Source organism: Photobacterium nomapromontoriensis, assembly GCF_050336815.1.
Lineage (GTDB): Bacteria > Pseudomonadota > Gammaproteobacteria > Enterobacterales > Vibrionaceae > Photobacterium > Photobacterium nomapromontoriensis.
In genome coordinates this window covers 13667-35714 of the sequence record NZ_JAKJSL010000050.1, presented here as the reverse complement: position 1 = coordinate 35714, position 22048 = coordinate 13667, and the positions used below count along the sequence as shown (strand labels likewise).

Here is a 22048-nt window from a genome sequence, read left to right as displayed (position 1 = left end):
CAATGGTGAGGCTTGATAGTCCACAATCTTAATTTTTAGCGCGTAGGCTCTGGCGGGATAGTCAGCTTATCGAACGCTAACTCGTTGCCATCTTCGTCAAATTGAGGCGTATTGTTGTAAACTTCAATTTCAGCTGCCTTCGCAATCCATTCAACGTATCGCTCATGAAAATCCCACTTTGCAATATTAGCAGCATCAATATGGCCGCCATTCTCCCAATATGCGGGTTTCTTAACTACATATTTGACATCAACATACTCTGGCACCTGAATAACAGTAGTCGTTTCATTACCCATACTATCGGGTATCTGAATTACTTTATCTATTGTATTTCCAGTAGGTTCGATGCGTACGTCTTCATAATAGCAATCAGCTATCGGCGCAGGTACATCCGTGATTTTATCAAACATAATTTAGCCTCTGATTACTTACTCGGTGCAATACCAACAGGGAACTGACCACGGTGACAACCAACCTTCACGATATTGCCGTTCAAGTCGGTTTTAGTGCCTTCACCGTTGATTACTGGAATAACTCCATCATCGCCCCAATTATCAGAAAGTGAGAATAGCTTAACTTGATCATGAACGTTTCCATCACGGAGGCGGTACAGACGACCATCAGGCATTATGGTGAAATCATCAAAGTAATTACTACCCCATGTAACACTGGTATTGCTAGTTCCAATCCATGTCAACAACTGGCACTGAATTGCAGAGTTGCTAAACCCGCTTAGCTTAATCACATCACCTTTGGTTACAGCCAGTGCAGAGCCAGCAACAAGCGTTTTTGCTTGTGACTTTCGACTGTAAACCAGCTCCGACCAATGCCATTGCGGATACATCAGACCATTGATGTTAATCAAGCTGATTAACGCTTTGAACGCTGGTGACTCGTTAGTAGGTGCGCCAATATTAATCGGATAGTGTCGATTTCTTGATGAAGGATTCAAGCTATCATTTTCATAAAACGCAGCGCTTACCATTGGCACATTCTCATTAAACGGAGCTGATTCACTAATGCCAATCAATCCCGTAACTGACTGCATGAGTCGATTTCCACGGTTATAAAAATGAACGCCGCTAGATACGAACACATTACCCAGCTCATCAACAATTGCAGTGTTATCGTGAGCCTGAGTGAATGCTGATAGGGATGGGTAAAAATAAATATTTACCGACAAATCCGTGATAGCCCATATTTGTGAGTTCTTAATAGAATCCCAGCCCCCCCAAGAGCTTGAACTACCCCAAGTTGCACCATTGTCGCTAGTGTAAATAGCTAGAGGGTTCACAGGGTTTGACGATTTCTTAGTGAATGAAAACTCCTTCAAAGAGCCAGTAGGGATTGTTGAAATCCACTCGCCAATACAACCATCGGGGAAAGTACTAGCAATGTTTTCAGGTGTACCAACCAAGTTAGCCATTGGCAGGATGTCAAATTCTGGGGTCGTGTATTCTGCATTGATGTAACTTACATTGGCGGAGATATCTACATCTGAGATTGAAGAAGCAACATAAATCCATGTTTTACCATCAGTTGCATCTGTTTTGCAGTAGCGCACCTTATGAATGACACTGGCGCTATCAATAAAATAACAACCATTCGCAATCCCAGAATCACGATCAGTGTTTGACCCAGCATCTACCCCATAGTTCTCGGCGAGCCTAATAACAGTCGTGGCGCCGCTATGAGGGAGAGAACTAAGCACACCCACCCCAGCTATGGCTTTAGTAAAAGGAACTCGACCTTTACCACGCATCACACCAGCCACAGCATCACGTCCACAAGCTGTCATAATCTCAGTGTACGGTCGATCTACAGCGCTTACACGTAAATCCTGAATCTGACCTGCATAGATGCCATCATGGAATGGGTATGGGTCGTTAGTTGGACGGCCATTTAGTTTAGAGCCAATACTACCAGCGGCACCATAACGGCCCACATTAGAAGGGTTTTCAAACGTGATGAAACAATCCTTGGTGCTTTTGATGTAATCAGTCACCTTGGTTCCATCGCTAAATGCAGTATTCCAATATGCAGAGCCAGCGCCTTGCTTGCCAAAGCGGTCACAACCAAACGGATTATAGCTAGGATGATATGCGGCAAAGTTCATGCGTTGGGTTAGGGCGATAGGGAGCATGAAACACTTGCCTTCATATGCAGAGGAAGTATCAAGGGCAAGGACATCGGATGCAGCAGTGAATAAACCTTCACTGATTATTGGATTCTGACTCGTGTTTACATGCGAACAATAAACAGGAAATGTTGTTCCATAATCTAAAGTTGATTGCCTCTTACCTTGAGGGTGAATCCTTTTTGTAGATGAGTATTGACAATACGACATTTTATTTGAGTCATAGGGAAGCGCCGCCTCCCAATTATCACCCATACCCTGAATGGTTCGACCACGACCGCGCACTTGAATCAATTTGAGGGTTGCATCATCAAAATACATCCCGTTCGTTGGGTCTTGGATAAACTCCATCAACTTAGCGAAACCAAAATCAGCCAGTGGAATACAGCGGCCAATTGTTTCCTTGTCCCACGCACCACAAGCACTATACCCCTGAGCAATGCCACAATCGGTGATCAGCTTTGTTGGAATGCCATTCCAGCTTGTGATTGTTGATTGCACACCGCCTTTCAGGAAAGCAACACCTAGCTCTGATACGTCTTCATGCCACACTTCCAGTGCTGAAAAATCTTGACGGGTTAGGGTTGGTTTGTCATTGGGATCGTATACGTGAAATCCTTTTATTGTAACTGAGCTGGATCCTGTAGCCCCGACGTGCCTAATGCGAGCCAGTATCACATCTGACGAGCCAAATCCATTGGTAAAATCAGCGGCCTTAAAATAAAAACGGTTAATGCCATTTACTGGATTCTGCTCAATTACACGAGCATCGTTACTGCCCCCACCGGATGCGTATAAATACACTTCAAGATAAACGCTTCCGACAATATCTTGCAAATCCACATCAACACAATAATCACTCGGGATTATGCCACCTACAACATGTGATTGACTAACGCCAGCGTAAGGGCTTGAAGCGTCTGCAATCACCTTTGCGCCGTCGGTGGTTATTACCACGGAGCTACCACCTGATACATCTAAACCCCAATACTGATCGCCTAGACGGAAATCTGAATTTTTCCCCTTACCCTCAAAACAGCGAATTACCGCCTCATTTTGAGACTCGGCAACATTCCCGTATTTTGGATCAATCGTTGTGAAGTAATTGAAGTATTCACCTGTACTTTCATTGAATGACTCATAACCAGCAGGTGCATCAGGGTATTGGATAGCGCAGTAATCGTAATCACTGCCATTCTGACCGCTACCCAAATCAAGATGAAACTCGTGACCATTAAAATTGAATACAGGGCAGCCAGATTTTGATGTGCCGCCACTGTATGATCCGCGACGGCCAATGTGCAAAACAGTGGATTTTGCATCAGTAGATTGAGGATGACACCACATACCTTGATTAATAGGGGCAGACGGGTTATCAAAGTGCTTACCAGCATGAATCACACCTGACCCGTTATAGCGGTTACGGTTCATCTGGCACATGAGGTTGTACAGGCTCGCCTGTAGCGCGCCTGTATAGCGATCTCCCATAGCCAGAGCAACTGCCTGCGTTACCGTATCAAGACCAGCAATTTCTGCCGCACGATCAGCTGCAGCATCCGCCCGAACCTCTGAGGCTTTGGCTTTTACCTCACTCTCAGCTGCAGCCGCCGCACTTACCGAAGCTTCTGACGCTTTACTTGTCGCCACTGATGCTGAATTTCCCGCTTGGCTAACCTTCCCATCGAGGCTGGTCTTTGCATTACGATATTCTTGTAGTAATGCTGTAGTTTCTTGAGTTAATTCGCCTACCGCGTCAACAAGCGGATCGCGTTCATTAGTTGCCATGTCGACACCTTATTTAATGGGATGAAAGGAAATAATGACGTTTTGTGTTGTGATTAAATCTTTCGCAACACCTATAACGACCAGCTTCGCCGCATCAACTGCATCGGCAGCAAGTTCTGCGCTACGCTCTGCACTCACCTGCGCTGACTCAGCTTTAAGTACATGTTGTTGTGCGGATTGTTCTGCTTGAATGGACTGCTCGCTGTATCGCTGACTTAGCCCTGAAGCCTGTTCTGATTGCTCTTTAGCGTCTTGAGCACTAATGCTATGTATTCGAGCGTTATACTCAGCATTGGCTGCCAGCCCGGCTTTGGTTGTGACATCAGATTGGATACGTTGAGATTGCAGCAAGGATTCCTGAGCCTGATTGGCACTATTTTCCGCTGACTCTGCATGATTTTGTATAACAGCAACTACGGTTTGAGCCTGCTGATTCGCAGTGGCAGCTTCTTGTGCCGCAATTCGAGATCCTTCAGCATGATGAGCAGTTTGTTCAATACTCTCTACCGCCAGCTTGCCTATATTTAGCATCTCATCTAACGCTTGCTCAACCACCACCTCTGAGCGCATCGCAACCATGGCGGCTGAATTGGCATTAATCTGCGCTTTGACTGCTGACTCTTTTGACTTGCCCGCAATGACTGCTTGATTTTGAGCTTTACCACTTGCTAATTTAGCTCTATCAACCTCTTGTTCAATCGAATCTAAAACACCGTGGGTTGTACCTAAAGCCGTCTCAGCCAGCCTGGCACTTTCACTTGCATCTTGGCTATGTGCTTGAGCTTGCTGGACGGCACTAAATGCTTGCTGGCATTCTGCTGCTGCGTTCTCGGCACTAAACTGCGCCGCATCTTTAGCATTAACGGCCACTTGAGCGCTTGAACTTGCACGATTTGCCTGCTGTTCGGTCTGATTTTTCAAAACAGCAATGTCGCGCTTAACCTGTACGACTTCAGTAACCGAACCGGCAACCTGCCCAGCTAGCGTTTGCGCTTGGTCCTTGGCGATAACTGCCGCATCCCTTGCTGTACTCGCCCCGCTGGCGTTATCACTGGCTGATTGAGCAAACCCACTCGCTTGCACAACAATGTCAGCAACCTGATCTGCTTGGGCATCAACAGTCGAAGCTATGCCTGCTATGCGCTCCCGTTCTGCCCTTGCTTGATTAGCCGATAATTGTGACTGATTGGCCGCATTAACAGCCTGTTCAACTTGGGGAGGTAATACAGGGGATGTGATGCCAGCGATACTATTTAACGTGCCATCGGGTGTATCACCTGTAATGACTGTACTACCCAAGAACTCAACATCACTGCAGCGGCTAACCTGCGCATACAACTCATAAGCGCCAGGCAATAACTCAAACCAATAAGTCCCGTCTTGAGCAGTTTTAATATCGGCAACCGAACCCGCTAGAACACTGACAGTATTAGCGGTCGCCACGATCTGAATTAATCCATTAGAGATAGGCCGACCAATCAGATCACGATGAATACCAGAGACAATCATGACTTACTCCATAGCCGAACGAGTACGCGCATTTCTCTTAGCGCTATCCATCGCGTTCTTATCGCCCATTGCGACGGCGAAAGACTGAAAATGCATCGTTGATTTACTTGCTTCGCTGGCATTCTCAGCATCTTTGCCAAACGCACGGAACAGCACAAAATCAATGAGGATGCCGACATAGACGACAGTGAGAGGAATAACATCGCTATCAGCACTGACGGTAATCGCTTTGCTGTATGTGAACGCGACACTGACCGGATCCTGTGGTGCGGGATAAACCCAAAAGCGTAAGTGCTCATCAGCATGTTGGGTCCAGCATTGCGGTACACCCTCATCAGTGCGCCATGTTGGATAAAAACGATTGAGCGTTTCTATAGGGGTATATTGCCCACGGTAATCACCTAGCAGCTCAACACTTAGCAATGAATACGCATCGTCAGGCAATTCGATTGGGTTCTGACTTACAGCCACAATGTCATGCGTTGCAGTAAGGCTTGGTCGCCGCATAATGACTGCCGCCAGTGCGTCATTGATATAGCGGATCAACTCAGGCTTAGACCAACGAACATGATTGGTATCAACCAGCAGCTCACTTACCTGTTCGATTAAATCACTCACCTTAATAGCCATTTAATAAAACTCCCGTCGGCGCACTAATTGGGGTTCTTCCAATGCAGGAGTATTCTCGATGGTGTATCGATAGGCATCACGAATGGATTGGACGTATTCACGCTGATTAAAGCTCGCGAGTTCAGGGTTGAACCATGCGGTTGTGGGCTGTAGCTGCAGAATACTTGCCGCACCTGCGCATATCCCATCACAGTAATCATTGAGTAGTTCTGCGGGTAACTGAGTGGCATTAACTAAGGGCTCAGCAATACCGGTGATCTTCACATCCATGAAATCAGCATTGAACTTGACCTTATCAAGACCAACGACCGAGTAATCATGCCCGGCCTCAAGCCGCTGACCTTTACTGCTCACGCTAATGATGCCAGCACCTTTTAGCTGCACCTTCCCTTTGGGTCCAACTTGATTACTGACCACCGATACCAACTGACAGGAATACACTTCAGCATATTGGCGCTCTCGTACCAGCACTTTGCTTTCACGGCAAAACTTCTGTGCGGCCTTAACGATCGCCGTTTCCATCAGTCCTGGCACAGGTACATCAACCAACATACGCAATGTCGGCAAGAAATCGGTCACTGGCACCATAATGATTAACCTCGGATCGCGTCACGGACACGAAGGCGGAATGCTTCAACCGACTCTTGCGCACCCTTGGCATCAATATTTAAGTCATGCGCTTCAATCAAGGTTGCCAACTTAGCGCTATTGAGCTTGGCCAAATCAACCGTATCGCCAGCAAGTTCAACTTCCATGCTGATCTCTTTCGCTTCGGCCTCTGCTTTCGCCTTTGCATCCGCTTCTTCCTGAGCCTTTATTTCAGCCAGAGATTCCGCATCTTTTAGCAGAGATGCCACTTGTTCTTCACGCACCCATACCTTTGGGTATTGAAGCAGCATATGAGCAATCGCCGTTTCAACCGCAACAGCTTCATGACGAGGAAACACCAGCAGCGAACCGGTAATGGTGTCCTTCTTAAATGGTTTATCGCCCACATAGGCAATGCTAATTTTTGACATTTGTCCCCCAAATAAAAAAGCGCCCAACTAAGGACGCATTGATCAGCAATATCAAATTAGTAACCGACTGAGACATACTCAGGCATCACGGCAACAGTACCGGTTGCAACGCCGCCTTTAGTCACGGCCACCAGCACAGTTTTCTCTGTGAGATACACAGGCTGGACAGGTTTCACCACCGAGCTTGCCGCTGCCACATCAACATCAGCGGCAATAACTGCATCACCAAGTTTGATGTCGACCTTAACGCCAGCACCTAAGCCTGCAGTTGCGACACGCACACCGATGATCTTTAACCCGATTGGTAACTCGAGCACATGTACTTCTGTACCCGCTGCTGCTGCCTTGAGTGTTACCTCGCCAAATGCCACACTCAAATTGCCTGCAGCCCCTGCATACACTGTGTCTTTCATTGATGGCGCAATCACTTTAGCCATATCAATTCTCTCTCTTAGAATGCGGAGTGATTAAACTCCGCCATTGAAACAGTGGATTACAGAGTTACCGCTGTATCCAGTGCGATAACACCGTGGTCGTTTACTCGTCCATTCTTATCCGCAAAACGGATCTTCTTAAGGCCATTCATCCAGGCAATAGAGATTTCGGTGCCGTTGTCATGGTCCACCTTTTTCTCTGTGTACTTGAACTGATTACCAGAAGAGGTTGAGCCCCAACCGTTCGCCAGTGCTTGGCCGCCAAGTAGCATTGCACGGTCAATCGTGGTTCTTGCTTCGACCTGCTTCACGGTGGCTTCGTTATTGTTGTTTGAAACCTTGACCACCGAACCCGCGTTAAAGCGGATTGGCATGCCCTTGTACTTACGAACAAGAATATTGCCGCGCATTGCACACTCACCTGCAAACACCGGATGACGGAAGTTACGGCCACGGTTGAGCGCTGATGCGGTTAGCTGCTGCCAGTCTTTGTAACTAGAGGTCTTTTGCCATGCGGCCCACTGACGAGGCGTTACTGTCATTAGATAAAATGGTTCATCCCCGGCAAGCTCATCAGCTTGAAAGCGAATTGGCTGCAGTGGATGCGCCATTTCTTCCAGGTACAGACCAATGTTGTCAACCACTTCCATATTGAAGATGTCGGCAGAATCGATAGCTTCAAACGATGTCGCGTCACCACCAAAAAAGTGGCGGTCATAGGTGGGCGGCAAAGCTTCGTTGATCAGGATATCTTTGTATTCACCATGCGATTCAAGCGGCACAATGATGTCATCATCGAAGTAGTCACCACGCGCACCCGCTAGCTGAATGGTTGCCAACTGGTCTTGCAGATCATTGAAGTAAGGACCAAGCAATGTACGGGCAGATTTGCGGATATTGTGGGATGTACGCTGCTGGCTCATCTTGCCACCAGCATCAACCATGTGACGGCCCTGATTGATTTTCAGATCAAAGTCAGAGAACTCAAGGTTTTCACCACGGCCTTCCAGCTTCTTATCACCCATTGTTGGGCGCTTAGATAGCTTGTGAACGATCTGCATGTCGACAGATTCGCCCGCTTGCTTCGTCAAATCTGACACCCGTACAACGGGGGCATGCGGGGATGTTTGCGTATTGCCTTTCTTATCACCCGTTGCCGACTTCGGGGCTTCCTCGGTTAGCATGTTCACGAATGATCGGTTGCGGTTCGCTGATGTAAACAGCGCCACTTCCTGTAAATGTTTCGCCTGGGATGGCGTAATGGTGGTCATAGACAGCTCCTAGCTAATAAAAAACCCGCCACATTGGGCGGGTTCTAGGCTTGTTGATTTAACTGACTTGTTAGAAATCAGCCTGATCAAGAAGGGCATCTATTTGATCGGCGGTCATTCCTGCCATTAGGTTCTGTAGTTGGGAGTTGTCCATGCTTACAGCCTGTTGGAGTAATGTCGCCTGATGCTGGTTTGATGCACCTACTGCTGACGGGCTTGGCGGCAACGATGTTTCCACCTCTTGCTCTTTCGCTTTGGCCTTATCAGCAATGAGAGGATCGACTTGTGAAGGATGAGCAACAGGCTCAACCTCACCGAACGCCGCTTTTGTGCGTCGGGCTACTTCAGCAAATCGTTCGGTTTGTGGCTTTCCTTGCCACTGAGGGTCAGTAAGTAGTCGGTCATCAATATCCAATGCCAAACGCCACTTATCACCTTTCTCTTCCATCCACCCATTCAGGTCAGCATTAGCCTTAATATCATCTAACACTGGGTTTGCTGCGGATTCTGCCGCTTGTGGTTGGGATTGAGGAATGGTGCTAACTTTCGCCATTAGCGATTGAATGAAGGGAGCAAGCTCAGGGTAGTTTTCCTTGAGGTCATCCATTTGCTGATCGGTAACATTGAGGTTTTCAGGTAAATCCTCGGGCGCAACACCCAGTTTTTCCAGCTGCTTATCTCGGATTTCAAGCAAACGTGTCGTGTTCTGAAGCTCACTGCCTTGCTTTTGCATCTCTGCAATTTGCTGACGTAAGCGCTCAGACTCACGGCGTTCTGCTTCAAGCACGTCATAAGGGATCGTGTGCTCACCATCTTTGGCGATAATCACTTTCTTAACGGGTTGCTGTTCCTCACCCTGCCCTGGCAAAACTTCATCCGTAGCTGGCGGGACTACGTTCGTATCGCCGTCTGATGGAAGTAGCTCAGTATCAGTTTTCTGAACAAGTTGCTCTGCCGGCTTTAATACTTCTTCAAATTGCTCGTCAGCAATATCCAAATCATCAAAGCTATCAAGCAAGGCTTCTAGCTCATCCAGTGTTTCATTTCCTGTGATCTCAATTGTCATCTACTTAAATCTCCGGTTGTAGACGTATCGCTGTCTGTGCGTTCAAGTACTCCGGTGAAGCACTTTGGCTCAGAGACAACAAAGCCCCGACGAATCGAGGCTGGTATATTTCAGGCATTAAAAAAGCCGCATCCCTTTCGGGTGCAGCTTCACATGATGGGACTAGGTTATCTTAGATTTAGGCAGAGTCAAGACACACAATTATCAACCACCCCCTGTTTTTATACACAGTAATTATGTAGTATCGATATACACATACACGCACAAGGACAAATAGTGTGAATTGGGAACTTGTTATTAAAGTAATATCTGCTGTTGTTACCATTTTAGGTTTGATAAAAATATTTAGCGACCTATCAACAACAAAAAGAACAACCTTGCAAAATAACTACAAATTCATAAAAGAATTCTTAAATGACATAAATGAAGCGGAAAGTAATGATAAACCATTACACCCTTTTGTGTTAGAGAAAGGCTATCAGGCTTTAGCTGGAACCGACACAGTAAGTAGCCGAGAAGTTAAATACATACTGACATTACAAGATTCTAGCCAATGTCTTCATGATTTTATTTTTGCGAAAACTTTATTTGACCGATTAAGTACTGACGGTGATCTTAAAATTAAATTCAGAAAAAAATACAATAAAATCTGGATTAGAAATTCATATAAAGTATTAACGCTTGTTAGTTATGTTGTATTGGCATTTATCTCAATATCTCCTCTCATTTTTATGACATATTTGAATTTGAGCTTGAGTCAAATGGCTACGATACTTATCGTTACATTTCCTATCTTTGGTTTTTTTGCCTATATTAGCCTAAATAATTTCTCCCAATTCATCAGAGCCGAACGGTTATATAACAACCAAGAGAAATACATAAAGATTAAAATAATAACAGCGCACAAATAACACAAAAAAGAGGTGTATTTAACACCTCTTTTTTATATCACAACTGAATCGCATCAATTTGCTGCTGAAGGTTTTCCAGTACCGCTTGCTTCATCTGCCCGACTTCCTGACTGATCTTTTCCATATCCTGCAAGATCTTCCCTGTTTCAGCCTGCATCTTGGCATCTGAATAACGCTGACTATCCGTTAGAACAGTTTCCTTATTGGCCAAGGCTGCTACACGCTGGGCTTCAGCTTCGAGCTTAGTTACTTTGGCCGATAGTTCGCGCATCATTAACGCTTGCTGCTCTTGTTCTAGTTGCTGCTGTGCCTGCTTCGCCTGCTGTTCTTCTGCTGTCATGTCCTCTGGATCTTTACCAACACCCAGCGCCCCACGAACACGTTCCATAAACTCGGCCTTATTTGGTACATCAGTGAGCTCTAGTACCAGATCAATAACAGCAGATTGAACTTGCGGAGGCAGTGAAGCCGTAGTCTGCATCATGCGCTCAGCCAGCTGCGCCTTATATGCTGAGGTCTGCTGAATCGGTGCCAGTGCGATATGAGCCCGCATGCGAGAGATATCATTATTCATTCCCTCTGGCGTTTCCTCGTTGATAACAACGGTCTTACGCTTTAGCTTGTCATCACGGTTGATGACAATAGGCGCATTCTTACGCTGCTTCATATCTTCTAGGAGGTAGCCAAGGATCAATTCACCGACCAATTGGCAACTAAACCGGTAGTTATCATTGATTTCAGCCAGCGTTGTCGCCCCTTGCTCAACCAGGTTAGCTATCGCAACACCCGACTTCTGCCCTTCTTCCTGCCCAAGAAAAGAAGGTGAGACACCCATGACATCTTGAACATGGCGCATCGAGTCCTGCATGACTTGGAATTGCTGGCTTGCAACATCTAACTCACGCCGAACTTGAAAGACTTCGTTCATTGATTTTTGATTGCGGCGCTGTGGATTAAGAGTAATTACACCGCCAGGCTTTTCAACCTCTTCCATGACTCTTTGCCTACTCATGTTAGTGGCATCTTCATCCATGATGACAAGAGGTGACTGAAGCAATTGAGTCAGCTTACTGCGTCGGAAGTTAACTTCATCTTGTGCGCTAATTGAACCAGCAATCATGCCGTAGGGTTCACCCGATGCGCCCTTTCGATAACCGAAGAAAGGAACAAGCGGGAACATGCCTTGAGGAGCTGAGCAAGCACGATCCCCTAAATGATGAGGTCCGGCATACCAAGTCTCAGTGATACGGCTTATTTGCGCTAATCGCATTTGTACCTTGCCCATACCAACTGCCGTTGCATGCGCTAGGTTATTTGGCAGATACTCAATAACACGGCCATCAGACAGCTCAATCACAGGCTTTCGCTCATAGCTACGATAGTAAATAACCTGCAATCGGATACGCTTACGGTTAGCACTGAGCCATTCTGAATCACTGCGCGACCATGACTGATATTCTTTATAGCCGTTAGCTAAGTTCGGATCCAAACCCTCCATATGATCCACATCGACAAAGTTATGCCAATTGTTCACCGCATTGGTGATGACCTCTGCCTTATGCGGCATCAAAGTTATTAGTTCATCGGAATCAATCCACCGACGACGCATTAACCAACGTGCATCAGACAAATCGCTCTCAGTTGATAACCAATCCCAAAAGACCTCATCTCTTGGAACATTGCTAATTTTATACTTAGCACCAAATGGATCGGGATTTCGATAGGCTTCAACCCAACCTATTCCAGCCTTAATCTGGGAAGCGTAAGCATCAGAGCGAGCCTTATCCAGCCGTCCTAATCGGCATGCATCCACAAACTCAGCGTTTATCGCCTCGGCCAATAATTCCATCTGCTCATCAGGATCATCCGCAACAACAAGTAAATCCGTTCTCGTCTTGGCTTCCATACCCAAGACGGCATTAATCGCAGGCTTGATCAGGTTCTGCACGGTTATTGGCTGGCCGCGTTCTTTCAGCGTTTTCAGCACCTCAGCTTCCATCTGGTCGCCATCATAATACGCATCTGCCTTATTTGCAGAAGAACGCCAATCAGGCTGAGCATCGATGTCCGCCATGATTTCGAGTAGCTTACTTTGATCGACCTTTTTTACTTTACTCATCAACAGCTCATCCAATGTTTGTCTTTAGGACGTTGATAATCATCACGCTTAATTCGTTCTGGCATACGCGCTCGCATTTCTTGAGCAATGGCATAGCTGACCAACTGATCGTCATAGCAACCAGTTTGAGCATTCATTGCGCCTTTGGAGTCGTAAACATAGGTATTCAGTTCTGATATGGTTCCAACCCAGCGAATACCGCTTGATTGGGTTCGCAGCAATCCTTTCAGCCCTTCAATGATGATCGGCTTTGATTGCTTGGTGGTTAGCCAACCGAGCTTTGGCGTATCGTTATCATTGTCTCGATCGATGTACTGTTCTTGGTAAATCCGGCGGATAGGATAGATATCGCGGAATGCTTGAATAAATGCATGACCATGGTTATTACGTTCTGGGCCAACGAAGGCCAGGTTATACATTTTGCCGACATAGCGAACCAATGAAGACAGCAGTTCAACATCGAGATAGCCAAACCAATGCGCCACTTGCTCACCTGTGCTTTTCTTAACGACATCAAAGCTGCTGCGGTCGTTATGCTCTAAGCCTTCCGCGATATCGACGCCAATTGCGTATTCTTCATCTGGGTCTGGTAGTTCCCAAACCAAAAGCATATTGAGTAAGTTACGCTGTAATGCTTCACCATCTGCATCACGCATCGATTGTGCTTTCGTGCGTTTGCCTGTGACGGGCTCAATATCATAGATAATTAGTGGTTTGGTTGTTGCTGCCTCAGCGTTCATCACTCTGATGGCATCAAACACACGACGGCCAGAAGTCAGGAACGCTTCTTGAGGTGTTGACGGGAACTCTTGCTTGATTTCATCGCCAAGTTCACTCTCTTTCTTGATATACCATTGTCTCTGCTCATCACTTATTGTGACGTTCATTGTTGATTCAACAGCAGCAAAATAGTCCTGGTGATATTTACTTTGAACGAGACCGGATGCAGGCACTTTAGATGCGTATTTGGGATCCTGAAACCAGGCAAAGAAATGGAACTTATAATCTTGCTTTCCTATTTCGGCGCCAGAATTGAGCAAATCTAACGAACGCATGCTCATTGCGTAGAAATCACCACCTACACCTTCTGCCGTTGATTCGATAAAGCAGATAGCATTCTGGTGAATGGCGTTTAAGGTACCGGTCTTAACCTCTTTGGCCTTTTGCGGATACTTAGCGCAGATTTTGCCGTGCTCTGAAATATGAAGTCGCTGCACGGTACCAGAACGGAAAGATGTCGCGCACTGAATGGATGACCCATGTTCAAAGAGAATATAACCACCCTTTGCCCCCGCTCGTCGCGCTTTAATCGGAAAGGTAGCCTTCAACCATTCAGGAAGGTTATCGAATGGCACTTCAATTTTAGTTCGGAAGATTTCACCCGCTGCGCCTTGGTCTTGCGCCACAATGCCGCACTTGATGTTCCTGTTGAACAGCGCCTCATCAAGCAGGTAAATATCAATCGCGGTTGAGAAACCAAGCTGGCGCGCCTTAAGCACTATGTTCTTATGGCTCATTTTCTTAAACAGCAACGCTTGAGCAGGTCGCAGCTTAAAGGTGACTAATTCACCGTCTTCATTCTCAACCTTGTATAGATTGTTTAACCGCCACCACTTATTGCTCAGTCGAGTTTTAATGAAGTCCCACTGTTCCTGCTCAGTCATTGTCCATCTCTCCCAGCAAGCCATTAAAGCCCGTCACTTGCAGGTCAGAAACCATTTCACTCAATGGTGTTAACGACGCTTTCCCTTCTTTGCCCAGTTTGTCAGCTTCAAGGCGCAGCTTGATTGTTGACGCTTCTATGCGATCAGTATCTTTCATGATTTTTTGCTCATTAACGACATCAATACGAATGGATGAGAGTGTTTTGGTTATGGATTCAATACGGACAACATTCCTATCCAATGCTTGTTCCGTAGATGTGAGTGCGTTATAGAGTTCGATCCGCTGCTCAACGGTTTCAGCCTGCACCAAATCACCGCGGATCCGCTTCATGGTATCGATGCAGTTCAACGCTCTAGCGCGACAAAGCTCTAACTCTGCATGAAGTGACATTTCCGCCGCTTCATCAAATAACGAGGTATCGTCAAAACGTGCTGAATAACCACCATGTTTACGTGCATGTTGATTACCAGGTTCAAAACTACAGGAAGGATTAGGATTGCCTGGCTTACCTTTTCTAAACTTCTCTGAGCTCTCCTTTCCTTTGCGTTTCGTTTTCTGGGCAGGCTCAGAGTTAGACAGAGTCAGTTTATTTACCGAATCTTTATTCCCTTTGCTCTTTCGTGCATTGCGCACTTTCTTTGATTGCGCAGTCTCCGTTTGCGCATTGCGCATTTTATTCGTCTGCGCAGTGCGCACTTTGATATAACGACGCGCAGATTGATACTTGAGCCCATTCTGCTCGCACCACTCCTTCGCAGTGATACCAGTCGCATCGTTATCAGCTAGGAACTGCTGTTGTAATTGAGTCCAGTCGTTTGCCATATCATTACTACTTACTTACCAGCTCTCTACTTAACTCTCCCTCTACTACCCAATCACCGGGCTTTACCTTATGGCTTGCGGCTACTTCCACTATTGCGCCATTAGCCAATGCGAGACGCGCAACTTTCCCGCGCTGCTTGATAACTTCAGCAACACGTCCTGTTTTGTTTTTTATTGTCATAGCTTCTTCGGAGGGATAGTTAGGGAACATTATCAATGGCACTCGTAAGTGCCATTTGTAATGTCTATTCGTACTGTGCGCTATTGGGTACCTAACCTGGCTTATCTTTGTCTTTACGCCATTTGAGGTAGTCATCAGCATATTGTGCGCACTCACGTAATGCTGATTTCAGTTTTAGGGTATCGATGGGTAGCTGTTCTGGGGTTGTTGCGGTTAGTTGGGGTTTGCGACATTGAATGATTAAACCGGCTGGCGGTAGGACGTATATGGTTTCTGTTTTGGTGATCACCTTAGTAGGACTGGTGCAACCGCTTAATAACAGACTCAGGATAGCGAGTATCAAAACACTCAATGCGGGATAACGCGGCCTTGAGTGCCTGTATATCGCTATTAAGCTTTTCCCTTTCACGGTGTTGGCTCTCCGTTCTTGCGCTTAATAGGTTTGATAGCTCACTGCGCTCTTTGACTAACTGCGCAATTTGCTTGGATTGGCTGTCTTTGATGGACTCTACACTGCTGAGCTGTAGGGCTAATGTGGCCATTTCCTGTTTTAGCCCGTCAATTGAGGCCTCCTGCCATTGGTTGTTAAGTACCATCCATGCAGAGAACGCCACTAGAGAGATGATCAATATGGTCTTAGCCTTATTGAGTAGCACCTATCGCCTCCATCACTTGCGCATCTAATGGCAGCTGGCCCAAGCGAGCCAGAGCATCATTGATTGAGAGTTGTCCCAGGCATAACTGAGAGACCACTTCCCTACGTGTGATAATCCCTCGGCAATTCCACTGTGGATCCCGGCAATCTCTCGGCTTCCCGTCGATAGTCACATACCGCCAGCGTGGTATTTCCATACACGCGTTCGGATAGTCCCCGTTCTGCAGATAGCGATACAGCGTTGAGCGCTTAAAGTTGCCCGTACCGATGTTGTAGGCCATATCCAGTGAAGCAAGGTGAACGTGTGGAGGGAGTTGCTGGGAAATATATTCGAGTGGCGTGTTGTGCTTTTGCAGTGACTTACCGAACATGGCATCACATTGTGCCTTGGTGAACTGATCGCCCTGTTCAATGCCCAACGTTTCACCGTAACAGGCGGTCCATATCCCGCCACTGTCTTGGTATGAGGTATTTCGATATCCCTCAAAGGCTCCCGTTAGGGCGACTGCTGCGACTAACAGGGCTTTGTATAGCTTATTGGTGTTTGGCATACTTTCGAGCCGCAATATACGAACGGATCTTCCACGTAATAATGACCGCGTTGAATGCCAAAGCTATAAGAGCAACAACATCCGATGTGTAGGTAGTAAAATCCCCTTGTATAAACTGGCTGATGGAGCTGCTCATCATACTTCTTGGACTAGTAAGAGATTCTGTTACACCATAAACAGCTGTCGATGTTGCAGACAGCATTGCTAGCATTGTGACTTTGGCAATCATTCCATTTCTCCAGGCATAAAAAAAGCCGCATCCCTTTCGGGTGCAGCTTCACATGATGGGTCTAGATTACCTTAGCTTAGGGCAGAGTCAAGACGCCCTATCCTGCGGGATTTACCACTCAAATCAATGAGAGTTCTTATAGGATTTCATCGTCCTAAAACCAGCAATGAATGTTAATCCAGCGACTACCAGAGGAAAGATAAACATGAATGGTCGTAATATATTCATGATGGTTGCCAGTGGCTCTAACGTTATTTGCTGCGTAGGAAGGTAGCTAACAATCCATAGAGTCAGACAAATAGTTACCGTAAGAAAAATAGCTGTTATTCCTGCGCCAAACTTCCAATTTGTATCGGTTAATTCAGCAAACATTTGACCATAACGCTCGGCACTTGATTGACGTCTAGCCACAAAAACTCCTAATTCGATAATCCCTTATTGGTAGCGGTATTTTACCCGTACACAGCGAAACTAAAACTGATAATTGGCAATTAGTTAGGCTATTTGTCTAATCTTTCTCATTATGCAGTTCTTCAGATAGCATTCTTGCCGCATCACCGGACTCAACGTACATCCTACCCAGACACTTCTCAAACCACGGCTTTAACTCAATACTCCACAGCTTCTCGCTTACCCGCCCTAATCCGATATGACGCAAATGCTGGCGAACATTATCCACTGTTGGCGCAAGTACACCGTGACCAATACATGATGGGCATTGTGCGACCGCGTAAATCCCAGTACCCGCACAGCGTGGACATACTGAATATGTGCGCCCCTGGCATTGGGCATACTCATCTAATCGGCGGTGTTCTTTGATGATCAGCGCTTCAATTTCATTAATCTGATTCACCGTTCGAACGTGAGCTGATTTTGTATCGCAGAGGTCTAGCTCTCGCTGCAGGTTCTTTACCTGACACTGCCAACGCTTTACCAGCTTGTTGCTGCGTTTAGCCTGGTCACTGTATTTACGCCATAATGCGGTTAATTGTCGGTGTTGGCTGGCTACCGGCTTATCGCAGAACACATCGAATGCAACACAGCCTAGTGCTATTGCCAGGTCTTTACGCTTAATGGGTTCATCACTCACCCATTGAGTTACATTATCAACAATACGGCCAGCGGCATGAGCATCATGGACGTACTTTGCCATGAGTAGATCCATGCCTAGTGGCATCTTGTGCTGTACTCGGCCAAAGACCGCCAGAATGACATCACCTGTAAGGGTTTGGCGGCCACGCTCGTCAGCAGTCACACTGCGGACTTCGTGCATACGTGCTAACAGTTCAATTGCTCGGCTCATAAGGTTCCATGTACTCACTTAACTATGCTGAGTACATGGTAACGCGGGAGGAGGGATTCAAAGAGACAGTGCATTGGTGGGTTCTTTAATTTGGCGTCATCCTTTCACGTACATCTTTCGGTAGGTAGTCAACCCACTCTATATTTTTTGTATCGGTATTAAAGTGAACAAATGCCGCACCTATTATTTGAACTCGTGACAAATCTAGTCCTATATCAATTTCACTTATTACCCCTTCATTATAGTAATATAAAAAATCCAAATATGAACTTACAATTTCATTATAGTTAGTATCAACATTATATTTTGGAATCAATAATTTAAATTCACGATCATTTTTTGCTTTTGCACAAATTGAAAATACCAATGAATATGGATTATCTGACTTCCTAACTCCCCCAACACCATATAAAACTGGTTCAATGCGTGGCCTTTTCATTGTTTTAGTAGTAAAGCTTCCCAATTTAGCCTTAAACAATTGAAATAATTCTTTCCCTGCCTCATTGAGAAACCCAGCAGACACTCCAGCAATAATCATAGTAGGAATGAACAATTCAGGACAATTAATAAGCCCTTTATGATTCTGTATAACAGTCGTGCTTGACACTCCATTACCATTCAAATCATTTATAAATTCTTGAATGGTTGAATCATCACAGCTTTCTTGATAAATCAATGTGAAACTATCTGAAAATTGCATGTAACTCTCCGGAACCGTAATTAATAACAATCATCATATATCTCTATGGCACCAACTTACTAAGAGCGTTTTCCTTCTTCTGCTTCTTTCCAAGAAGCTTATCTTTAGATTTGGAGTAATCTCGTAACATCCCATATCTTTGCCACCATAGAAACGCCAAATATGAAAAAGAAAACCAAAGACTAATGTTAATTATTTTGCTCGCATTTGTAAGTTCTTCAATAGCGAAATAAGTCAAGCTCTTCTCTATTAAATTAATCAACCCAAATAAAAACAACAATGCATATAACCCCCGAAACGATGCCCTATTCATTTCAACACTTGACCGTTTCATTTTATCCAACGTTTCGATTTCAAGGTCTAGTAGTTCAATATCATTTTTCAATGTTTTAGTTCGATACATCCTGAATGCATACGTAATAGCTAAAACCAAAAAACCGCCAACAACGCCGATTAATAAACTTTTCATGTCTTCCATATTATCAACCCCAACAAAACACACATTTAACCTGCTAAATATATTTTTCCATATCAAAAAATTAATAACACTACTAGTTTGATATTTTTTATTGAGCCATTTCACTTAAATACTAAGGGAAAATCAGCATCATCCAGCAAGGCTTATCAGGACGATACTAAAAAGATAGTTTACTCACCAGTCTTTTCTATTACATTTCATTGTAAAACAAACAGATACCTCACATATTTGCAACCATACCCACACTATTTCACATTATTAACATCTATACATCAAGGCATCAACTTCGTATATGTTTATCATCCGTTAAGTAAATCCACATCAGTCGATAAGAACTGGTTAAATATATTGATTATCTTTATTTATCAGCATCTTAATCATATAAAAAGTGTGACGATAACGAGATTTTAAGTAAGCACAACTCTACATTTGCACTGCAGAGTTTTAAATTACTTCCATAAGTTGATTCTCAACTTTTTTAAAAAATGAGACTTACTATGAGTAAACAAATTAAAAAATCTACGATTGTTGGTGGCGTTGGCGCTGTAGCTACAGGGGCAACAGCTGCCTCAACGGCATCAGCAGTTGTCGGCGGCTCTGCCGCAACCATCATGTCTGCAACAGCTGGGACTACAGGCGCTGCATTAGCTGCAACAGCAGGTACCGCAGGTACGGCTGGAGGTGCAGCAATTGCATCAGGAATGGCGACTATCGGTAGTGCTGTAGGTGGCGGAATGGCAGCTGGTGCAATTATTACTGCCGCTGCTCCAGTTGCCGCCGTTGCTGCGATCGGATATGGTATTTTCAAGTGGTTTGAAGATTAATTTATTTTGTAGTAATTAATATATTCTAAAGCACAAAACTAAAGTCTGCATATTGCAGACTTTTTTATTTCCGTATTAATAACTACGCGAATGAAGCCTATGGTTCTTCAACAAGATTATCTGAACAGTATCTTGAAATATCAACATCTAACAAAGTAGCCCTTTGACAATGGTCGAACAATGATGTTAAAAACACCCCAAAATTACTAAGCAATTCGTTATCATTATTTTCCAAATCTCGCCAAACTTGTGGGTATTTATCACATGCCATTTGAGGGTAGCATAGATTATCCAATGCCCCGGATGTATAACATGCATGACCACTATCAATTCCAACTAATATATTATGCATATGCCTATACTCTATATCGCCATCATAGCTGTAACCATCGAGTGGCATCATCGGTAATGACTTACTTATGACAAATGTATAAATCTGATCAAAAGGACATAAAGCCGGTTCAAATGGCCTATTTTTATAACTTCTATATGGCGATGCCTTCGGGATTCCTTCTCTTATTTTCTTTACTTCTGCCAATTTAGATATGATTTTCGTGCATTCAGATTGCGTTCTAATCTCTGATTTCACTTCACCTACGGCAATAACACACTCAACTGGAAAAAACTTCTGATGTGCTGCATCCGTAAGCTTAGGGCATGAATTCGGGTCATAAATGATGATATCGCATTGGGTACTAACATCATCATTACTTGTGATTATGAATCCTTCCGAAACTTTCAGATTTTGAGGGATAAATAATTCAATCAACTCTTTAACTGCTTTTTCTCGAAACTCGCCATACTCACCAGGATGAATCAGCCTAAGCTTTTTTTCATCCCAAAAAACTGAATGTGATGTCTCATATGCTTGCTTTAAATTATGAATACGATCTTTAGCTAACGACTTGAATATACGACTACTCACAATTTTTCTTCCTAAATTGGCAGCTGGAATTTATCGATAGCTACTGTATATCTGCCTCGAATAAAATTCAATCCTTATCAAATCAATAGGTTGCAACTAACTCATTCAATGGAGATCACCCCATCCCTCACCCTCCGCATCAACGTCACATGCAGCGCATTCAGCATGTATTGCTCTTTCTCCCCAGGCAGCCATTCAAACCTGACTCGTCCATCCAGCACATCATGACAACTCGAACAACAATCAACGGCCCATATATCATCACTCTTATACGCCATCCCATGGGTATTAATCGGTAAATGCGCCAACACTACCGTTTCAGGGTTAAAGTTGCACACACCAATGATCTGAACTGCGCACTGCTGTCCTTTTGCTGCCTTGCGCAATTTATCACTGCGCAGCGCAGGTTCTTTGAATGCCATTTTTACCACCTGTTGTAATGACCTCTTGTGCAAAACAAAAGGCCATCACGATTAATTTAGGAAGGAGTTAAAGCTGAGATTTAATGACGGTTCGTACCAAGGCCACATAGTTGATGTCTTCTGTAACCACCCCTTGATTTGAGTCTGTTTGGGCGAACCATTTCCCTTGGTGCCAACGCAGTTTTACCACAAACAACTCCCCGTCTTTTTCGATTAACGCAATTGAGCCATTCGCCGGAGTTCTATGCGGTTCTACGGTAAGAACATCACCTTCATCAATACCAGCAACACTAAGGCTATTTGGTGCCTTCGTTGTTGTGACAGTTGGCCTAGGTAGCAGATACTCCATAACACTGTCGCCAATAGGCTTTTCTTCATAGCCGTGAGTAGGAGGTGGAAAAGCCATAACTAT

General features: G+C 45.0%; 26 protein-coding genes. 2 read left to right on the top strand and 24 right to left on the bottom strand.

Translation table 11 applies throughout. The annotated features are described in order from the left end of the window. Positions 1–35 precede the first annotated feature (35 nt). The 9 genes from L4D12_RS20680 to L4D12_RS20640 form a co-directional block, all read right to left on the bottom strand. Positions 36–410 (bottom strand): hypothetical protein, encoded by a 375-nt coding sequence (locus L4D12_RS20680; RefSeq protein ID WP_428449730.1) that lies wholly within the window; start codon positions 408–410, stop codon positions 36–38. A 14-nt stretch (positions 411–424) separates the two neighbouring features. After that, on the bottom strand, positions 425–3922 hold the full coding sequence (locus L4D12_RS20675) for a hypothetical protein (protein WP_428449729.1): 3498 nt from the start codon (positions 3920–3922) through the stop codon (positions 425–427). A gap of 9 nt (positions 3923–3931) precedes the next feature. Further along, the gene (locus tag L4D12_RS20670) at positions 3932–5431 is read right to left on the bottom strand and encodes a prophage tail fiber N-terminal domain-containing protein (RefSeq protein WP_428449728.1); all 1500 of its coding nucleotides are present in this window, start codon (positions 5429–5431) and stop codon (positions 3932–3934) included. A 3-nt stretch (positions 5432–5434) separates the two neighbouring features. Then, positions 5435–6061, bottom strand: coding sequence for a phage adaptor protein (locus L4D12_RS20665; protein WP_428449727.1), 627 nt, complete (start codon positions 6059–6061; stop codon positions 5435–5437). Further along, the gene (locus tag L4D12_RS20660) at positions 6062–6649 is read right to left on the bottom strand and encodes a hypothetical protein (RefSeq protein WP_428449726.1); all 588 of its coding nucleotides are present in this window, start codon (positions 6647–6649) and stop codon (positions 6062–6064) included. 5 nt (positions 6650–6654) lie between these two features. After that, positions 6655–7080, bottom strand: coding sequence for a hypothetical protein (locus L4D12_RS20655; protein ID WP_428449725.1), 426 nt, complete (start codon positions 7078–7080; stop codon positions 6655–6657). Between the two features lie 56 nt (positions 7081–7136). Continuing rightward, positions 7137–7517, bottom strand: coding sequence for a hypothetical protein (locus L4D12_RS20650; RefSeq protein WP_428449724.1), 381 nt, complete (start codon positions 7515–7517; stop codon positions 7137–7139). Positions 7518–7573: 56 nt separating this feature from the next. Continuing rightward, the gene (locus L4D12_RS20645) at positions 7574–8785 is read right to left on the bottom strand and encodes a N4-gp56 family major capsid protein (RefSeq protein ID WP_428449723.1); all 1212 of its coding nucleotides are present in this window, start codon (positions 8783–8785) and stop codon (positions 7574–7576) included. 70 nt (positions 8786–8855) lie between these two features. Further along, positions 8856–9851 (bottom strand): hypothetical protein, encoded by a 996-nt coding sequence (locus L4D12_RS20640; RefSeq protein ID WP_428449722.1) that lies wholly within the window; start codon positions 9849–9851, stop codon positions 8856–8858. Positions 9852–10129: 278 nt separating this feature from the next. Between L4D12_RS20640 and L4D12_RS20635 the strand changes: the two genes are divergently transcribed. Next, entirely contained in the window at positions 10130–10762 is a 633-nt protein-coding gene (locus tag L4D12_RS20635; protein WP_428449721.1) for a hypothetical protein, read from the top strand. A 37-nt stretch (positions 10763–10799) separates the two neighbouring features. Here the strand turns inward: L4D12_RS20635 and L4D12_RS20630 are convergent, their stop codons facing one another. The 12 genes from L4D12_RS20630 to L4D12_RS20575 all read right to left on the bottom strand — a co-directional run bounded on the left by L4D12_RS20630 (position 10800) and on the right by L4D12_RS20575 (position 19465). Then, complete coding sequence (locus tag L4D12_RS20630) at positions 10800–12881, bottom strand: portal protein (protein WP_428449720.1); 2082 nt, start codon at positions 12879–12881, stop codon at positions 10800–10802. After that, positions 12881–14545 carry a terminase large subunit gene (locus L4D12_RS20625; protein ID WP_428449719.1) on the bottom strand — a complete coding sequence of 555 codons (1665 nt, stop codon included), beginning with the start codon at positions 14543–14545 and terminating at the stop codon, positions 12881–12883. The genes L4D12_RS20630 and L4D12_RS20625 overlap by 1 nt, the downstream gene beginning before the upstream one ends. Continuing rightward, a complete protein-coding gene (locus L4D12_RS20620; RefSeq protein ID WP_428449718.1) occupies positions 14538–15368 on the bottom strand; it encodes a hypothetical protein in 831 nt (276 codons plus the stop codon). The genes L4D12_RS20625 and L4D12_RS20620 overlap by 8 nt, the downstream gene beginning before the upstream one ends. Positions 15369–15375: 7 nt before the next feature. After that, positions 15376–15549 carry a hypothetical protein gene (locus L4D12_RS20615; protein ID WP_428449717.1) on the bottom strand — a complete coding sequence of 58 codons (174 nt, stop codon included), beginning with the start codon at positions 15547–15549 and terminating at the stop codon, positions 15376–15378. Between the two features lie 91 nt (positions 15550–15640). Continuing rightward, the gene (lysC, locus tag L4D12_RS20610) at positions 15641–15838 is read right to left on the bottom strand and encodes an Rz1-like lysis system protein LysC (protein ID WP_428449716.1); all 198 of its coding nucleotides are present in this window, start codon (positions 15836–15838) and stop codon (positions 15641–15643) included. A 1-nt stretch (position 15839) separates the two neighbouring features. Continuing rightward, on the bottom strand, positions 15840–16205 hold the full coding sequence (locus tag L4D12_RS20605; protein WP_428449715.1) for a hypothetical protein: 366 nt from the start codon (positions 16203–16205) through the stop codon (positions 15840–15842). Further along, positions 16192–16755, bottom strand: coding sequence for a lysozyme (locus L4D12_RS20600; protein WP_428449714.1), 564 nt, complete (start codon positions 16753–16755; stop codon positions 16192–16194). Before L4D12_RS20600 ends, L4D12_RS20605 begins: the two co-directional genes overlap by 14 nt. After that, positions 16739–16984 (bottom strand): hypothetical protein, encoded by a 246-nt coding sequence (locus tag L4D12_RS20595; RefSeq protein ID WP_428449713.1) that lies wholly within the window; start codon positions 16982–16984, stop codon positions 16739–16741. Before L4D12_RS20595 ends, L4D12_RS20600 begins: the two co-directional genes overlap by 17 nt. Before the next feature lie 123 nt (positions 16985–17107). Continuing rightward, positions 17108–17395: a hypothetical protein gene (locus L4D12_RS20590; protein WP_428449712.1), complete on the bottom strand. Its 288-nt coding sequence runs from the start codon at positions 17393–17395 to the stop codon at positions 17108–17110. Positions 17396–17492: 97 nt separating this feature from the next. Next, entirely contained in the window at positions 17493–18287 is a 795-nt protein-coding gene (locus tag L4D12_RS20585) for a TIGR02642 family protein (protein WP_428449711.1), read from the bottom strand. An 85-nt stretch (positions 18288–18372) separates the two neighbouring features. Next, positions 18373–18987, bottom strand: coding sequence for a hypothetical protein (locus tag L4D12_RS20580; protein ID WP_428449710.1), 615 nt, complete (start codon positions 18985–18987; stop codon positions 18373–18375). A gap of 43 nt (positions 18988–19030) precedes the next feature. Further along, positions 19031–19465 carry a hypothetical protein gene (locus tag L4D12_RS20575; RefSeq protein WP_428449709.1) on the bottom strand — a complete coding sequence of 145 codons (435 nt, stop codon included), beginning with the start codon at positions 19463–19465 and terminating at the stop codon, positions 19031–19033. Positions 19466–19962: 497 nt separating this feature from the next. Here L4D12_RS20575 and L4D12_RS20570 point away from each other — a divergent pair, with 497 nt between their 5' ends. Then, entirely contained in the window at positions 19963–20289 is a 327-nt protein-coding gene (locus L4D12_RS20570) for a hypothetical protein (RefSeq protein WP_428449708.1), read from the top strand. A gap of 97 nt (positions 20290–20386) precedes the next feature. On the opposite strand, the gene L4D12_RS20565 is transcribed toward L4D12_RS20570, so the two are convergent. The 3 genes from L4D12_RS20565 to L4D12_RS20555 all read right to left on the bottom strand — a co-directional run bounded on the left by L4D12_RS20565 (position 20387) and on the right by L4D12_RS20555 (position 22042). After that, the gene (locus tag L4D12_RS20565; protein WP_428449707.1) at positions 20387–21214 is read right to left on the bottom strand and encodes a DUF6602 domain-containing protein; all 828 of its coding nucleotides are present in this window, start codon (positions 21212–21214) and stop codon (positions 20387–20389) included. A gap of 101 nt (positions 21215–21315) precedes the next feature. Then, a complete protein-coding gene (locus L4D12_RS20560) occupies positions 21316–21636 on the bottom strand; it encodes a DUF1364 domain-containing protein (protein WP_428449706.1) in 321 nt (106 codons plus the stop codon). Positions 21637–21703: 67 nt separating this feature from the next. Next, on the bottom strand, positions 21704–22042 hold the full coding sequence (locus L4D12_RS20555; RefSeq protein ID WP_428449705.1) for a S24/S26 family peptidase: 339 nt from the start codon (positions 22040–22042) through the stop codon (positions 21704–21706). Positions 22043–22048: the final 6 nt, after the last annotated feature.

Bases quoted from the DNA above. Each gene is read 5' to 3' on its own strand.
- L4D12_RS20675 (WP_428449729.1), bottom strand. From the start codon at position 3,922: ATGGCAACTAATGAACGCGATCCGCTTGTTGACGCGGTAGGCGAATTA.
- L4D12_RS20670 (WP_428449728.1), bottom strand. From the start codon at position 5,431: ATGATTGTCTCTGGTATTCATCGTGATCTGATTGGTCGGCCTATCTCT.
- L4D12_RS20600 (WP_428449714.1), bottom strand. From the start codon at position 16,755: ATGCCAAACACCAATAAGCTATACAAAGCCCTGTTAGTCGCAGCAGTC.
- L4D12_RS20560 (WP_428449706.1), bottom strand. From the start codon at position 21,636: ATGGCATTCAAAGAACCTGCGCTGCGCAGTGATAAATTGCGCAAGGCA.
- L4D12_RS20615 (WP_428449717.1), bottom strand. From the start codon at position 15,549: ATGACAATAAAAAACAAAACAGGACGTGTTGCTGAAGTTATCAAGCAG.
- L4D12_RS20575 (WP_428449709.1), bottom strand. From the start codon at position 19,465: ATGGAAGACATGAAAAGTTTATTAATCGGCGTTGTTGGCGGTTTTTTG.
- L4D12_RS20655 (WP_428449725.1), bottom strand. From the start codon at position 7,080: ATGTCAAAAATTAGCATTGCCTATGTGGGCGATAAACCATTTAAGAAG.
- L4D12_RS20555 (WP_428449705.1), bottom strand. From the start codon at position 22,042: ATGGCTTTTCCACCTCCTACTCACGGCTATGAAGAAAAGCCTATTGGC.
- L4D12_RS20630 (WP_428449720.1), bottom strand. From the start codon at position 12,881: ATGAGTAAAGTAAAAAAGGTCGATCAAAGTAAGCTACTCGAAATCATG.
- L4D12_RS20570 (WP_428449708.1), top strand. From the start codon at position 19,963: ATGAGTAAACAAATTAAAAAATCTACGATTGTTGGTGGCGTTGGCGCT.
- L4D12_RS20660 (WP_428449726.1), bottom strand. From the start codon at position 6,649: ATGGTGCCAGTGACCGATTTCTTGCCGACATTGCGTATGTTGGTTGAT.
- L4D12_RS20595 (WP_428449713.1), bottom strand. From the start codon at position 16,984: ATGATTGCCAAAGTCACAATGCTAGCAATGCTGTCTGCAACATCGACA.
- L4D12_RS20640 (WP_428449722.1), bottom strand. From the start codon at position 9,851: ATGACAATTGAGATCACAGGAAATGAAACACTGGATGAGCTAGAAGCC.
- L4D12_RS20650 (WP_428449724.1), bottom strand. From the start codon at position 7,517: ATGGCTAAAGTGATTGCGCCATCAATGAAAGACACAGTGTATGCAGGG.
- L4D12_RS20665 (WP_428449727.1), bottom strand. From the start codon at position 6,061: ATGGCTATTAAGGTGAGTGATTTAATCGAACAGGTAAGTGAGCTGCTG.
- L4D12_RS20645 (WP_428449723.1), bottom strand. From the start codon at position 8,785: ATGACCACCATTACGCCATCCCAGGCGAAACATTTACAGGAAGTGGCG.
- L4D12_RS20680 (WP_428449730.1), bottom strand. From the start codon at position 410: ATGTTTGATAAAATCACGGATGTACCTGCGCCGATAGCTGATTGCTAT.
- L4D12_RS20620 (WP_428449718.1), bottom strand. From the start codon at position 15,368: ATGGCAAACGACTGGACTCAATTACAACAGCAGTTCCTAGCTGATAAC.
- L4D12_RS20580 (WP_428449710.1), bottom strand. From the start codon at position 18,987: ATGCAATTTTCAGATAGTTTCACATTGATTTATCAAGAAAGCTGTGAT.
- L4D12_RS20585 (WP_428449711.1), bottom strand. From the start codon at position 18,287: ATGAGCCGAGCAATTGAACTGTTAGCACGTATGCACGAAGTCCGCAGT.
- L4D12_RS20625 (WP_428449719.1), bottom strand. From the start codon at position 14,545: ATGACTGAGCAGGAACAGTGGGACTTCATTAAAACTCGACTGAGCAAT.